At 70.3% G+C, this 12991-nt stretch carries 15 protein-coding genes; 7 read left to right on the top strand and 8 right to left on the bottom strand.

Features of this window, described 5'->3' with window-relative positions:
• Positions 1-157: 157 nt before the first annotated feature.
• Positions 158-349: a 50S ribosomal protein L28 gene (gene rpmB / locus ABD798_RS30355; protein WP_086825447.1), complete on the top strand. Its 192-nt coding sequence runs from the start codon at positions 158-160 to the stop codon at positions 347-349.
• Between the two features lie 36 nt (positions 350-385).
• Here the strand turns inward: rpmB and ABD798_RS30360 are convergent, their stop codons facing one another.
• The 4 genes from ABD798_RS30360 to ABD798_RS30375 all read right to left on the bottom strand — a co-directional run bounded on the left by ABD798_RS30360 (position 386) and on the right by ABD798_RS30375 (position 3681).
• The gene (locus ABD798_RS30360; protein ID WP_344882370.1) at positions 386-1582 is read right to left on the bottom strand and encodes an MFS transporter; all 1197 of its coding nucleotides are present in this window, start codon (positions 1580-1582) and stop codon (positions 386-388) included.
• A 65-nt stretch (positions 1583-1647) separates the two neighbouring features.
• Complete coding sequence (locus ABD798_RS30365; RefSeq protein WP_344882373.1) at positions 1648-2322, bottom strand: uracil-DNA glycosylase; 675 nt, start codon at positions 2320-2322, stop codon at positions 1648-1650.
• 25 nt (positions 2323-2347) lie between these two features.
• Positions 2348-3022 carry a hypothetical protein gene (locus ABD798_RS30370; protein WP_344882376.1) on the bottom strand — a complete coding sequence of 225 codons (675 nt, stop codon included), beginning with the start codon at positions 3020-3022 and terminating at the stop codon, positions 2348-2350.
• A 137-nt stretch (positions 3023-3159) separates the two neighbouring features.
• Complete coding sequence (locus ABD798_RS30375; RefSeq protein WP_344882379.1) at positions 3160-3681, bottom strand: gamma carbonic anhydrase family protein; 522 nt, start codon at positions 3679-3681, stop codon at positions 3160-3162.
• A 127-nt stretch (positions 3682-3808) separates the two neighbouring features.
• On the opposite strand from ABD798_RS30375, the gene ABD798_RS30380 reads away from it, so the two are divergent.
• Positions 3809-5920: a DUF4132 domain-containing protein gene (locus ABD798_RS30380; RefSeq protein ID WP_344882382.1), complete on the top strand. Its 2112-nt coding sequence runs from the start codon at positions 3809-3811 to the stop codon at positions 5918-5920.
• Between the two features lie 24 nt (positions 5921-5944).
• Here the strand turns inward: ABD798_RS30380 and ABD798_RS30385 are convergent, their stop codons facing one another.
• Together ABD798_RS30385 and ABD798_RS30390 are read right to left on the bottom strand one after the other, a co-directional pair.
• Entirely contained in the window at positions 5945-6433 is a 489-nt protein-coding gene (locus ABD798_RS30385) for a GNAT family N-acetyltransferase (protein WP_425549295.1), read from the bottom strand.
• Positions 6434-6506: 73 nt separating this feature from the next.
• The gene (locus ABD798_RS30390; RefSeq protein ID WP_344882385.1) at positions 6507-7475 is read right to left on the bottom strand and encodes a thiamine-phosphate kinase; all 969 of its coding nucleotides are present in this window, start codon (positions 7473-7475) and stop codon (positions 6507-6509) included.
• A 97-nt stretch (positions 7476-7572) separates the two neighbouring features.
• Here ABD798_RS30390 and ABD798_RS30395 point away from each other — a divergent pair, with 97 nt between their 5' ends.
• The 4 genes from ABD798_RS30395 to ABD798_RS30410 all read left to right on the top strand — a co-directional run bounded on the left by ABD798_RS30395 (position 7573) and on the right by ABD798_RS30410 (position 9949).
• On the top strand, positions 7573-7806 hold the full coding sequence (locus ABD798_RS30395; RefSeq protein ID WP_030430580.1) for an Lrp/AsnC ligand binding domain-containing protein: 234 nt from the start codon (positions 7573-7575) through the stop codon (positions 7804-7806).
• Positions 7807-7882: 76 nt separating this feature from the next.
• Positions 7883-8518 carry a DUF3515 domain-containing protein gene (locus ABD798_RS30400; RefSeq protein ID WP_344882389.1) on the top strand — a complete coding sequence of 212 codons (636 nt, stop codon included), beginning with the start codon at positions 7883-7885 and terminating at the stop codon, positions 8516-8518.
• Between the two features lie 80 nt (positions 8519-8598).
• Positions 8599-9228, top strand: a complete 630-nt coding sequence (locus ABD798_RS30405; protein ID WP_344882391.1) for a type IV toxin-antitoxin system AbiEi family antitoxin domain-containing protein — start codon at positions 8599-8601, stop codon at positions 9226-9228.
• On the top strand, positions 9221-9949 hold the full coding sequence (locus tag ABD798_RS30410; protein ID WP_344882393.1) for a nucleotidyl transferase AbiEii/AbiGii toxin family protein: 729 nt from the start codon (positions 9221-9223) through the stop codon (positions 9947-9949). The genes ABD798_RS30405 and ABD798_RS30410 overlap by 8 nt, the downstream gene beginning before the upstream one ends.
• 8 nt (positions 9950-9957) lie before the next feature.
• Here ABD798_RS30410 and ABD798_RS30415 read toward each other — a convergent pair whose 3' ends face one another.
• Complete coding sequence (locus tag ABD798_RS30415; protein ID WP_344882395.1) at positions 9958-11064, bottom strand: D-alanine--D-alanine ligase family protein; 1107 nt, start codon at positions 11062-11064, stop codon at positions 9958-9960.
• Between the two features lie 69 nt (positions 11065-11133).
• Here ABD798_RS30415 and ABD798_RS30420 point away from each other — a divergent pair, with 69 nt between their 5' ends.
• On the top strand, positions 11134-11601 hold the full coding sequence (locus ABD798_RS30420; RefSeq protein WP_344882398.1) for a GAF domain-containing protein: 468 nt from the start codon (positions 11134-11136) through the stop codon (positions 11599-11601).
• On the opposite strand, the gene pdxR is transcribed toward ABD798_RS30420, so the two are convergent.
• Positions 11549-12964, bottom strand: coding sequence for a MocR-like pyridoxine biosynthesis transcription factor PdxR (gene pdxR / locus ABD798_RS30425; protein WP_344882401.1), 1416 nt, complete (start codon positions 12962-12964; stop codon positions 11549-11551). The two genes, ABD798_RS30420 and pdxR, sit on opposite strands and share 53 nt — an antisense overlap.
• Positions 12965-12991 lie beyond the last annotated feature (27 nt).

Below are 12991 nucleotides of genomic sequence, written 5' to 3' on the forward strand. Positions count from 1 at the left end.
ACCGACGGGGGCGGTTTGGATGCTCGAACCGACTCGGGATAACCTGTGCGGGCTGTCCGTAACTGACGCGCGTCAGTTGTGGCCGCATCCCATGCCAAGGCTCATACCTGGGCCTTGAAGATTTCATCGCTTGACAACGGTTGAAGGAGCGCCCGACATGGCTGCCGTGTGCGACGTCTGCAACAAGGGGCCGGGCTTCGGCATGTCGGTCTCGCACTCCCACCGGAGGACGAACCGCAGGTGGAACCCGAACATCCAGACCGTGCGCGCGAAGATCGGTATCTCGCAGCGCAAGCGGCTCAACGTGTGCACCTCCTGCCTGAAGGCGGGCAAGGTCGTTCGCGGCTGACGCACCCCTGAACTGCTTCAACGGCCCGGGTCGGACTCAGTCCACCCGGGCCGTTCGGCGTGTCGCGACGCGGTGGGTCAGCACCGCCGCGACCAGTGCGAGGACTCCGCCGCAGACCAGGGTCCACTTCGGCCCGAGCACGGCGACCACCCCCGCACCGGCCACCGTGCCGAGCAGGTTGGACGTGGTCATCACCGCGCTCACGGCCGCGAAGACCCGCCCGCGCAGCTCGTCAGGAGACCGCAAGGCGGTGAGCGCCTGGATGCTGAGGCTCTGGAAGCCGCTAGCCGCACCAGCCACCGCCCACATCAGGCACGCCACCACGACGTGCGGCAGCACACCAGCCACGATGAGCGCGACGCCCAGCAGTACTCCGCCGGCGCCAAGCATCCGCAGCAGCGCCCGTTCTCCGGTCAACCGCGCGGCGATCCTGTTCGCCACAAGCTTTCCCGCGCCCCAGCACGCGGTCATGACGCCGAGAACCACTCCGCCGGCCAGGAGCACGTCTGTGGCGTAGAAGACCTGGACGACGTTCACGAGCACTGAGGCCAACAGCACGACCGCGCCGCCCGAAGCGACAGCGACGAGCACTGTGTCGGCACGGAGGTGGCGCAGACCAGCCGCGGCGGCTCCGCGCGCACGTCGCTGGGGGCTCAGCCGTGGATCTCGTTCGGCGCGGACGAACATCAGCAGCACCGCTTGGAAGACAAGCGTCGCGACGTCGACGAGCAGGGCCACCGTGGGCCCGGCCTCGGTGATCAGCACTCCGCCGAGAGCGGACCCGAGCAGCATCCCGATCGTCGACGCGGTCCCCCACGCCGCGTAGCCCCTGGTCTCGTTGCCCTCACCGGTGATCCTGGGCAGCAACGCGTTCGCGGCGGGCTTGGTCACCGCGGTGCCGAAGCCGTAGCAGAACGCGATGAGCACCGAGAGCGGCACGTTGCCGAGCGCGGGGATCAGCGCGGCCACAGCGCCCGCCTGGACCAGCTGCGCTCCGATCAGCAGCTTGCGGTTGGGCAGCCGGTCCACCAGCAGACCGACCACCGGCGCGCCAAAGGCCACCGGCACCAGTTCCGCCGCGAGCACCAGTGCGACCGCGAAGGGCCCGTGCGCGGAGAGCGAGAGCAGCAGTGTGAGCGTGGTCAGCCAGGTCCCGAAGACCGAAACGCCGACCCCGCTCACCACCAGCAGCAGATCGCGCCTCGCGCTGGGGTTACGCGCTGAATGACTCATTGAGGTACTTGAGCGTCCTGAATGAGTCATTCAGCTACCTCAACGCGTCAAAGGGGCCATTGGGGCTAGGGGAGCTTCCACTCGACCGGAGCGACGCCCTGGTCCTCGAGGAGCTTGTTGGCCCTGCTGAAGGGGCGCGAGCCGAAGAAGCCGTTGCTCGCCGACATCGGGCTCGGGTGCGCGGACTCGACGCACGGCACGTTCGGCATGGTGGGGGCGAGGTTGCGCGCGTCACGGCCCCACAGGATCGCCACCATCGGCTTGTCGCGTTCGGCGAGCGCCTTGATGGCCTGGGCGGTGATGTCCTCCCAGCCCTTGCCCCGGTGCGCGGCGGGCTTGCGCGGCTCCACGGTCAGCGCCCTGTTGAGCAGCAGCACGCCCTGCTCCACCCACGGCGACAGGTCACCGCTGGTCGGCAGCGGCAGGCCGAGGTCCTGCTGGTACTCCTTGAAGATGTTGATCAGGCTGGCCGGCGGGCGCACACCCGGGGCCACGGAGAAGCTGAGGCCGACCGCGTGCCCCGGCGTGGGATAGGGGTCCTGGCCGACGATGAGCACCCGCACGTCGTCGAAGGGCTGTTGGAACGCCCGCAGCACGTTCTCCCCCGAAGGCAGGTACTCCCGCCCCGCCGCGATCTCCGCGCGCAGGAACTCGCCCATCGCGGTGATGCGGTCCTCGACCGGTGCGAGGGCCTTCGCCCAACCGGCATCCATGATCTCGTTCAACGGTCGTCCAGCCACGGGCGGTGACGATAGCGGGCCGCGTTCACCCGAGTTCCGCCGCTACCGCCTCGACCATCGCGGTCCGCAACGTGACGTCGTCGCGAACCTCCGGCTGGTGCTCCATGTGGTAGAACCGCCCGCCGATCCTCCTGGTGTACCTGGCCTGCGGATTCTTCGTGGCACCAACAGAAGGCCAGTTCCTGCCGTCGAAGACCTCAGCGCGCACACCGGCCGCGCGCATGCGCTTCGCGACGCGATGCAGCCGTTCGTGCGGTCGCGCACTACCGTTGCTGAGCACGACATCGGGGTAGCCGTCCTCGACAAAGCCGTGATACTGCAACACATCCGTACTCGCGGTGCTCAACCGCTCGTGCACAGCCTGGAAGAGACTGCGCGGGTTGCGCGCCATGTCAGACGGTGGTTCCCAACCTTCGCGCGGCCGTCCGTTCGCGTAGCGATGCGTTCCCGCGACGAGGAGCACCGAGGCTTCGCAGCGGTGAAGCGCCTCTACGCCGAAATCAGGCGTGTACCTGTCGTGGCGCGGATGAGGCACTTCGACGACCACATCGCGATAGGACCCCGCGCGGAGGTAGTAGGTGCCCCAGCAACGCTTATAAGCAGCCGTTTCGCGCACGACGAGGAAATCGCCGTGCACGGGGTCACGAAGCTCGTGGAGCTCGTAGTCGACGCGTGCGAGCAAAGCGACGGCTTCGTCCAACCGACCCGCGCGGACGGCGACGATCCCTTCCGCGACCAACGCGACCTCGGCGGGCCGACCGACGACGAACCGGTAACTGCCCTCCTCCGGCAGCTTGTCGTTCTCTTCGAGGACAGCGTCGAGCAGCGACTGGTGGATCAGTCCAACCTCCGGAGCTTGGTGCGGTACTCGTCGATGTTGGCCACGTACATGGCGACGGGGATGTCCACGTGGTCCTCGGCGACCTCGAAGCCCTCCCTGACGCGCGCGGGGACCCCGAGCGCCATCCTGCGGCTGGGCACCCGCCCGCCGAAGGACACCACCGCGCCCGCCCCGACGACGGCGCCCGCGCCGATCTCCGCGCCGTTGAGCACGACGGAGCCGGAGCCGATCAGGCAGCGGTCGCCGATGGTCGCGCCCTCGATGTGCACGTTGTGGCCGACGACGCACTCCACGCCGATCAGGACCGGGTGGATCGGCGTGCAGTGCACCACGGTGCCGTCCTGCACGCTCGTGCGCTCACCGACCTCGATCCGCCCGTAGTCCCCGCGCAGCACCGCCTGCGGCCACACCGACGCGTGTGCGCGGAGCACGACGTTGCCGATCACCGTGGCCTCGGGGTGCACGTAGGCATCGGGGTGGATGTCCGGTACGAGCTCGCCGAGAGCGTAAATGGCCATGTCGCACAGTATCCGGGCGCTCAGTGTCAGACCCCCTGTCTACCGTCGGGTCCGTGCTGACGAACTGGGTTCACCAGCGATGACGACGGCAGCACGGTCCACCCACGCGCAGGAGGCGGTGAAACACGTGTTGGCACGACTCCAGGAGGGACCGGTCCGCCCAGGGGCGTGGCTGGGCGCCGTGCTGGCTCGGCTCGGCGCGCTGCCGGGGCGGCTGCTCGGCTACGCGCGCGGCCGGCTGGCCACGCCGCACGGGTTCGCCCGCGCCGTGGTGCTGCGGGCTCCGGTGCTCGTCCCCGGTGAGGCCTGGGCGGACCAGGCGATCGCCGAGGTCGCCGCGCTGCCGCCGGAGCACGCGCGCCACTGGGAGGACCTGCTGCGGCACGCGCTCGCGCTGGTGGCCTCGCGTCCCGCGCGGACGTGGCGCACCCGGGCGCGGGAGCTGCTGGACGCGCTCGGCGCCGACGAGGTGACCGCCCGGACCGACGGCTGGCTCAGCACCTTCGCGACCGCGCCGCCCGGTTCCGCCGACGGGCGCACGGAGCACAACGACAGCGCACTGCGCGGTCTGCTGTGGCTGCGTGCGGTCGCCGACGAACGGACGGCGGACCCGCGCCTGCTCGGCGCGGTCGTGGAGAGCGCGCTCGGCGGGCGTCCGCGCAGGGCGAGGGTGGCGAGCGCCGCGGTGCAGGTTCTCTCCACTGTGGACGGTGAACCCGCGCTGGCCGAGATCGCGCGGTTGGCGAACCGGGTCAGCCACAAGCCCACGCTGCGGATGCTGGACAGGGTGCTCGCGGTGAAGGCGGACGTGCTGGGTGTCAGCAGGGGTGAGATCGACGAGATCGCGGTCCCCCGCTTCGACTTCACCGCGACGGGCCACGGCAGCCGCGCGATCGGGGACGCACAGGTGGAGCTGACCGTCGAACCGTCCGGCGTGCGCACGCGGTGGCGCGACCACGACGGCATGGCGACCAAGTCTGTTCCCGCGTCCGTGCGCGCGGAGCACGCGGACGAACTCCGTGAGCTGCGCGCGTTCGTCAAGGATGTCAACACGACCCTCGCGGAGCAGAAGACACGGCTGGAACGGCTGTTCGCGGAGCACCGAGTCTGGCACTTCGAGCAGTGGCGGGAGCGGTACCTCGACCACCCGGTCGTCGGCACGATCGCGCGCAGGCTGATCTGGATCGTCGGTGTGCACGCGTGCGTGTACTACGAGGGTGGTCTGCGCGGACTGGATGGACAGCCGGTGTCCGTGCGCCCCACGGACGACGTCGCGCTGTGGCACCCGATCGACCACGAAGCCGACGAAGTCCTCGAATGGCGCGCGCTGCTCACCGAACAGCGCATCGTGCAGCCCTTCAAGCAGGCGCACCGCGAGGTCTACGAGCTCAACGAGACAGAGCGGCAGACAGAGCTGTTCTCGCCGCGCTTCACCGCGCACATCCTCGATCAGCAGCGGTTCCACGCCGCCGCGACCGCGCGGGGCTGGCTGAACCAACCACGGTCCACAATGGACGCGGACTGCCTGCCGACCGTGCGCGAGCTGCCGGAGTGGGGGCTGCGCGCCGAACTGTGGGTCGAAGGCATCGGTGACGCCTTCGACGTCGAGCCGAGCGAGTCCGAGGGCTACCAGTACGTCGACACCGAGCACGTCCGCTTCTACCCGCTCTACGCGCCGGAGAACACCGCCAGTGCCGCAGGGGCGGACTACGCGCCGTGGGACGACGTGACCGACGACATCTCCGAACCGCTACCACTGGCCCACATCCCGCCCCGCGTGTTCAGCGAGGTCATGCGCGACGTCGAACTGTTCATCGAGAACGCGAGCATCGGCGCCGATCCGGTGTGGGAGGACAACGGCGTCGACAGCTCCTACCGCGGCTACTGGGACGCCTACGGATTCGGTGAGTTGTCCACCGCGGCGGTGGCACGGCGCGAGATCGTGCGACGTGTGCTCCCCCGTCTCCCGGTCGCGCGGCGGTGCACTGTCACTGATCGCTTCCTCGAAGTGCGCGGAGACCTGCGCCGGTACCGGATCCACTTCGGCTCGGGCAACGTGGCGGTGGCGCCGGACGACCGCTATCTCTGTGTGCTCCCCAAGCAGGTCAAGGGAATCGACCACGACGTGTGGCTGCCGTTCGAAGGTGACGCGGCGCTGCGGCTGATCCTTGGCAAGGCGCTGCTGCTGGCGGACGACTCCACGATCACGGACTCGGCCATCGCGGAGCCACCGGGGTGACTGCGGTGACCGTGGTGACCGCGCTCAGGCGATCGGCTTGCCGAAGCAGATGCTGAGCGGATCGTCCTTGTAGGCCCCGAAACCGGGAACGCGCGCGTAACCGTTGGCGCCGTACAGCGCGACCGCCTCCGGCTGCTTGGTGCCGGTCTCCAGCACGATGCGGAGCCGTCCGGCCGCACGCGCGGTGCGCTCCAGTTCGGCGAGCACGCGCTTGGCGAGCCCCTTGCCGCGGGCCTCGTCCACGACGTACATGCGCTTGATCTCCGCGTCGCCGTCCCGGAAGTCGGGGTCGTCGCTGTCGTGCGCGCGCCACCCACCGCACACCACGGCTTCCCCGGCCAGGTAGCCGACGACGAACAGGCCCAGCGGCGGGGCGAACTCGGCGGGGTCGACGGGGGTGATGTCCTCATCGCCGTAGCGGAGGACGTACTCCTGCTGGACGGCGGAGATCAGCTTCGCCGCGTCCGGGTGGTCGTAGGCCACGACCCGCAGCTCCAAGTCGAGCAACACCATGCCCGCACCCTAAGCGACCAGGCACGTGGATAGAAATGCATTTTCCCGCATTCCTACTCAGCGCCAGTCCTGCTCAGCGCCAGTGCTCCCACCCGTTGGTCGGCCCCTCGTAGGGCCTGCCGTCCACGGTCACGCCGGAGCCCTTGCCCACCCAGCCGATGGGGTGCCAGTCCTCGGGAACCTGCCCCGGTGTGGGGAAGGCCGCGACCAGCGCGTGGTCCTCACCGCCGGTGAGCATCCAGTGCAGCGGGTCGGCCCCGAGCGCGGACGCGACGTCGAGAAGTCGTTGGTGCACCTCGAAACCCTCGGTGCGGACGTTGATCGCCACCTCCGACGCGCGCGCCATGTGGCCGAGGTCGGCCAGCAACCCGTCGGAGACGTCGAGCATCGCGGTCGCGCCCGCGCGCGCCGCCTGGGGACCGCACGCGTAGGGCGGTTCGGGCACGCGCTGCGCGCCGACAACCGCCACCGGAGAACGGAATCCCCTGCCCAGCACCGCGAGCCCGGCGGCGGCCCAGCCGAGCCGCCCGGCATAGGCGAGCACGTCGCCCGGCCGCGCTCCCGAGCGCTTCACCGGCTCCCGGCCCTCCAGGTCACCGAGCGCCGTGACAGAGATCACCAGCGTGTCCGAGGTGACCATGTCCCCGCCCACGACACCGATTCCGGCGCTGGCGGCCTCCTGCCACATGCCCGCGAACAGCCCGTCGGCCAGCTCCACCCGGGTGTCCGCCGGGCAGGCCAAGCCGACGAGGACACCGGTCGGCACGGCACCCATCGCGACGATGTCGGCGAGGTTGACCGCGACCGCCTTGCGCCCGACCTGCTCCGGGTTCGACCAGTCCAGGCGGAAGTGCACGCCCTCGACGAGCACGTCGGTCGAGGCCACCACGCGACCGTCCGGTGCGGCGACGACCGCGGCGTCATCTCCCGGCCCGAGCAGCGTCGGTGGCGGCTGCGCGCGGTTCTGCGTCACCCGGCGGATGAGCCCGAACTCGCCGAGCCCCGCGACGGTCTCGGCGTCACGCGGCGGTTCCGGACGCACACCCACCTCCGACCCTGAGCGACCCGACCCCCGGCTGGGGTAGCTTTTCGTGCACGTTCCTACCCCGTGCAGACAGATCAAGACGAAGGGGCACGCCGTGGTCCAGGCATACATCCTGATCCAGACCGAGGTCGGCAAGGCAGCAGCGGTCGCCGCCGAGATCGCCACCATTCCCGGCGTGATCAGCTCCGAGGACGTGACCGGTCCGTACGACGTGATCGTGCGCTCGGAGGCGGAGACGGTGGACCAGCTCGGCCAGCTCGTCGTGGCCAGCATCCAGGGCGTCGACGGCATCACCCGCACGCTGACCTGCCCCGTGGTCCACCTCTAGGACCCCGTGCCGGGCGCGGTGTCCGGGCGTCGCCCCCGGAACCCGCCCCGGCCACCTCGCGTGTTGTAGTAGCCGGGTGCCCGACAAGCCCACGGACAACGCGTTCCCCCGGCCGCTGGTGATCCTGGCGGTCGGGCTCCCGCTGCTGCTGGCCGGCGCGGTCGGCGCCATCGGCCTCCTCGCGGGCCCCGCCGAGGACCCCGGACAGCGGCAAGAAGAGATCACCACCGCGCGCCGCACCGGCCCGCTGGCCCTGCCCCCGGTGCCCGCACCAGGAGCGAGCACGCCGGAGTGCCGCGCGGTGCTCGACGGCCTTCCCGCCGAACTCACCTCGAACTCCGCGAAGCTGCCGCGCAGGCAGCTCGCCGAGCCCGCTCCCGTGTCCACCGTCGCCTGGGGCAGCCCGCAGGTCGACCCGGTGGTGCTGCGCTGCGGCCTGGGCAGGCCGTCGGAGCTGAACCAGGCGAGCCCGCTGCTGGTGGTCGGCGGCGCCACGTGGCTGGAGATCGCCGAGCCGGGGGTGAGCACCTGGGTCGCGGTCGACCGCCCGGTGTACGTGGTCCTCACCGTGCCCAAGGACGCGGGAACCGGTCCGCTGCAAGAGGTTTCCGCGACGATCGCCAAGGCGCTGCCGCCGCGCTCACCCGACCTGGTCGGAATCCCGCCGGGGCAGGGTCCGCCGCACTCGATTCCGCCGACGCCCACTCGCTGACACCGCCGTTCCTTCTCCCAGGTACTATGATGAACGTAGGCTACTAGCCTACGGAGGTAATACCAATGGGGAGAATCGGTGTGACCGTGCCTCCGGCCCTCGCCCGCCGGAGCAACCGAGTGCTGCGGCCGCGCGATGCCGTCGTGTACGCCCATCCGCGCGCGGAACTGGCACGGCTGGCGAAAGCGGGGGTCCTGCGTCAGGTGCACACGGGGTACTACGCGATCGCCCCGTTGGACCGGCTCGGCGACACCACGTGGCGGCCGGACCTGGCCGCGGTCGCGCTGGGCATCGCTCAGGCCGACTACGGACCGGCGACGGTCGCGTTGATGGGCACGAGCGCCGCTCGTCACCACGGAGCAATCCCGCGAGCTATCGCCGTCGCCGTGGTCGCGGTCCCCAAACAGCGTCCAGAACTGCGGACCGATCTCGGCCGCCTGGTGTTCGTGAAACGGAACACCGACAAGCTGGACCTGGAGCGCGTCGACACTGAGCTGACGACAGGATGGGTCACCACGGTCGAGCAGACGATCCTGGATCTAGCTGCGCGCCCCGCTCTGGGCGGCCTCACTCCGGGAGACACCGCTGAAGCCGTTCGCGCCCTAGGCCGGCGAGCCGACCCTGACCTGCTCGGACAGCTTGCAGCGGAACAGCACCGCCCGGCGGCGCTGCGCATGGCACTCGCACTGATGACGGACACCGATGCTTGAACAAGATGAACTCCTCGCGACCGCGCACGCGTACGGCGTCTCCGAAGGGCAGGTGCGTCGCGACCACCTGATCAGCCATGCCCTGGCTGCGCTCGCGCGAACCTATCTGGACGATCCGGACCACGGCGCCCGTCTCTCGGAGGACATCGATCTGTGCGCGATCAACCGCCGAGAGGTCGCCACGGTGATTGACGAGCGTCTGCCGAACCTCCTGCGTCGCGAGTTCCCACGCACCACGTGGGACCCACCGCTGCGCGATGTGCGCGCAGTGGAGCCTGGGCTCTTGCGCACAGAAGACGGCACACGAGTTCGCGTGCAGCTCTTGGACGGCAAGGCCCATCACGACTTCACGAAGTGGCCGACCGTCGTCCGCGTGGTGGGAACGCGCTACCGCGACATCGCGGCGCCGATCTCCTTGCGAGTGCCGACCTTGGCTTCGGCGGCTGCCATGAAGACGGTGGCGTGGATGGACCGGCACGCCGCCAGGGACCTCTACGACCTCAACGGTCTCGCCGCGCTCGGTGCGCTGAACGCCGAAACCGCGGAGCTGGTGCGCGAGGTCACCGGTTGGCAGGTCGCGCCGTACATGTTCCGTTCCCTGCCCTCCTTGGACTGGCACGACCAGCTCGGTCACCAGACCAAGGACCTTCCCACTCCGGAGAGCTGTCTCGACCGAGTGCGCCGCGCTTACGGCGACGCACTCGGCTGGGCATTGTCCTAAGTGGATGATCAGCGCAGGCCGGTGCCCCTGGCGATGGCCGTCTCGATCAGCGTGGTCAGCAGGCGCGGGTAGTCCACACCCGTGACGTCCCACACCTTGGGGTACATGGAGATCGGCGTGAAGCCGGGCATCGTGTTGATCTCGTTGATGATCGGCGTGCCGTCGGGGGTGACGAAGAAGTCCACCCGCGCCAGGCCCTGGCAGTCCAACGCGTGGAAGGCCGCGACGGACATCGCGCGGATGCGCTCGATCAGCTCGTCGTCCAGCTTCGCGGGGATGTCGACCTCGCACGCCTGGTCGGCGTCGAGGTACTTGGAGTCGAAGTCGTACCAGTCGACGGCCGCGCTCTCCAGCATCCGGATCTCCGAGGGCAGGCTGGCCTCGACCCGGCCGTCCGGGTGCTCCAGCACGCCGACCTCGATCTCGCGCACCACGAGGCCCTTCTCCACGAGGACCTTCGGGTCGGTCTCGCGGGCGAGCGCGATCGCGGCGTCCAGGTCGGCCCAGTCGGAGACCTTGGAGATGCCGATGGAGGAGCCCGCGCGCGCGGGCTTGACGAACACCGGCAGGCCGAGCCGCTCGCGCTGCTGCTCGGTCAGCGTCGCCTGGTCCCGCCGCAGCACCTCGAAGGGCACGCTGTGCATGCCCTCGGCGGCGAGCAGCTTCTTGGTGAACTCCTTGTCCATGGCGGCGGCGCTGGCGAGCACGCCCGCACCGACGTAGGGCACCCCGGCCATCTCCAGCAAGCCCTGGATGGTGCCGTCCTCACCGAAAGCGCCGTGCAGCACGGGGAAGACGACGTCGACCCCCGAGAGCACCTCACCGGCGCGCTCGGCCTCCAGCAGAACGACCTCGCGCCTGGTCGGATCGCCCGGCAGTACCACAGCGGTGCCGTTCTCCGGCACCTGCGGAAGGCTGCGGTCACGGATCTCCAACGCTTTCGGATCATCTGTGCCCAGCACCCAGGCACCGTTCGGGGCGATTCCGACCGGAACGGCCTCGAACCGGGTGCTGTCCAGGTGGGTCAGCACGCTGCGCGCCGACACGCACGAAACCCCGTGTTCCGTGCTGCGACCACCGAAAACAACCGCGACCCTCGTCCTGCGCTCTGCCATGACCGTGACCCTACCGGGGGACGCCCACCGCCCTCCGCGCCGACTTGACCCTGGTGAGACCGTCATGGTGTGCAGCAGTGCGAGCTCGTGAACGAGGTGCGGGAGGCGGTCCGGGAGCCGGGCTGCCCGCGCCTGCGCGCGAGCCTCGTGGCCGATCTCGTGCGCTCGGTCACCGGCTTCCACTGGGTCGGGATCTACGAGGCGTCGCCGAGCGCGGTGGAACTGCTCGCGTGGAGCGGTCTGCCCGGTCCGGCGCACCCGCGCTTCCCCCTCGCGGAGAACCTGACGCTCGAAGCGGTGCGGCAGGCGAAACCGCTCGTGTGCAACGACGTCGCCGGGGACCCGCGCTACGTGGCGGCCAGCGACAAGATCGGCTCCGAGGTGATCGTCCCGGTGGTCGACGGGGACCGCGTGCTCGGCACGCTCGACGTCGAGGACTGCCGTCCCGGCGCGTTCACCGAGGAGCTGGTGGCGAAGCTGCTGGCTATCGCCGCCGAGCTGGTGCCGTTGTACGAGGAGCAGCACGCGCTCGACTGAGCAGCTCGACCAGCACGGGCAGCGCGCCGTCGAGCTGACGCCGCGTGCAGGCCGTGTAGCCGACCGCGAGGCCGAACCAGGTGGGCGCGCCGACGTGGTGGCGTTCAAGGCCGTCGAGCACCAGTCCGTGCCGCAGTCCCGCCGCGAGCACCTCGCGCTCGACCTCCACCGAGGGCAGCGGAACGACCAGGTGCCCGCCCGCCTCGTCGCCCGAGGTCGGCACTCCGGCCTCGGAGAAGGCGCTGACCAGCGACGCGCGCCGTTCGCCCAGTTCTCTGCGGAGCCTGCGCAGGTGCCTGCCGAGGTCGCCGTGCCTGGCCAGCTCGACCAGCACCCGCTGCCCCGCCGCCGAGGGCGAGGTGCCGGTGAGGTCGCGGTGCCTGATCACCCCGGCGGCGATCTCCGGCGGCGCGACCATCCACCCGATGCCGAGCCCAACCGTGAGGATCTTGCTCGTGGTGCCCAGGTGCACGACGACGTCGGGAGCCAGTGACGCCAGCAGTGGCAACGGCGCGACGTCGTAGCGCATTTCGCCGTCGTAGTCGTCCTCGATGATCAGCCAGCCGTTGGCGCGCGCACGCTCAATCAGCTCCGTGCGCCGCGTGGCGGGCAGACGACCACCGAGCGGGTATTGGTGCGCGGGCGAGCAGTACACCGCAACGACGTCATCCGGGATCGCGGACACGATGAGCCCGTCGTGGTCCACCGGCGCAGCAACCACACGGAGCCCCGCAGCGCGGAATGCGCCCACGGCACGCTGGTACCCGGGTTCTTCGACAGCGACCGCAGCACCTCTTGGAAGCACTGCCATGGCCAACTCGCCCACAGCGGCCGTTGTCCCCGCTGTGGCGAGCACGGCGTCTTCAGGCGCACTGGGCACCACGAGGCCACGGTGACGCAACAGGTGCTCCGCGACCGCAGCGCGGTAACTGGGCAGTCCGGCGCGTTGTGGGCGCAGCAGCGGATCGGTCTCCGCAGCCGCACGCCACGCCCTGCGCCAGGCAGCGGTCTCAATGCCCTCCGCGAGCCCAGCACCCGGCGCGAGGTCGATGCCGCCACCTGGCTCTGTACTCGGCTTCGCCACCGCGGTGCCCGGTTCTGGTGCAGGAGGCGTGGCGGTGACGAAGGTGCCCGAGCCGTGCCTGCCGTCCAGCCAGCCCTCTGCGTGCAGCTGGTCGTACGCGGCGGCCGTCACGGTACGGCTGACCTTGAGGTGCGTGGCGAGTGCGCGCGTCGACGGCAGTCGATCGCCGCTGCGCAGGTGCCCGGTGGTCGCAGCGGCTCGCAGCGCGTCGGCGAGCTGGGCCGCGAGAGGGCGGGCGTCGGTGCGGTCCAACGTGATCGGCAGCTCGACCGGCAGCACGGCAGTGGCCTTTCGAAGTCGTGCGGT

It is taken from the genome of Allokutzneria multivorans (assembly GCF_039537405.1).
Classification (GTDB): Bacteria; Actinomycetota; Actinomycetes; order Mycobacteriales; family Pseudonocardiaceae; genus Allokutzneria; species Allokutzneria multivorans.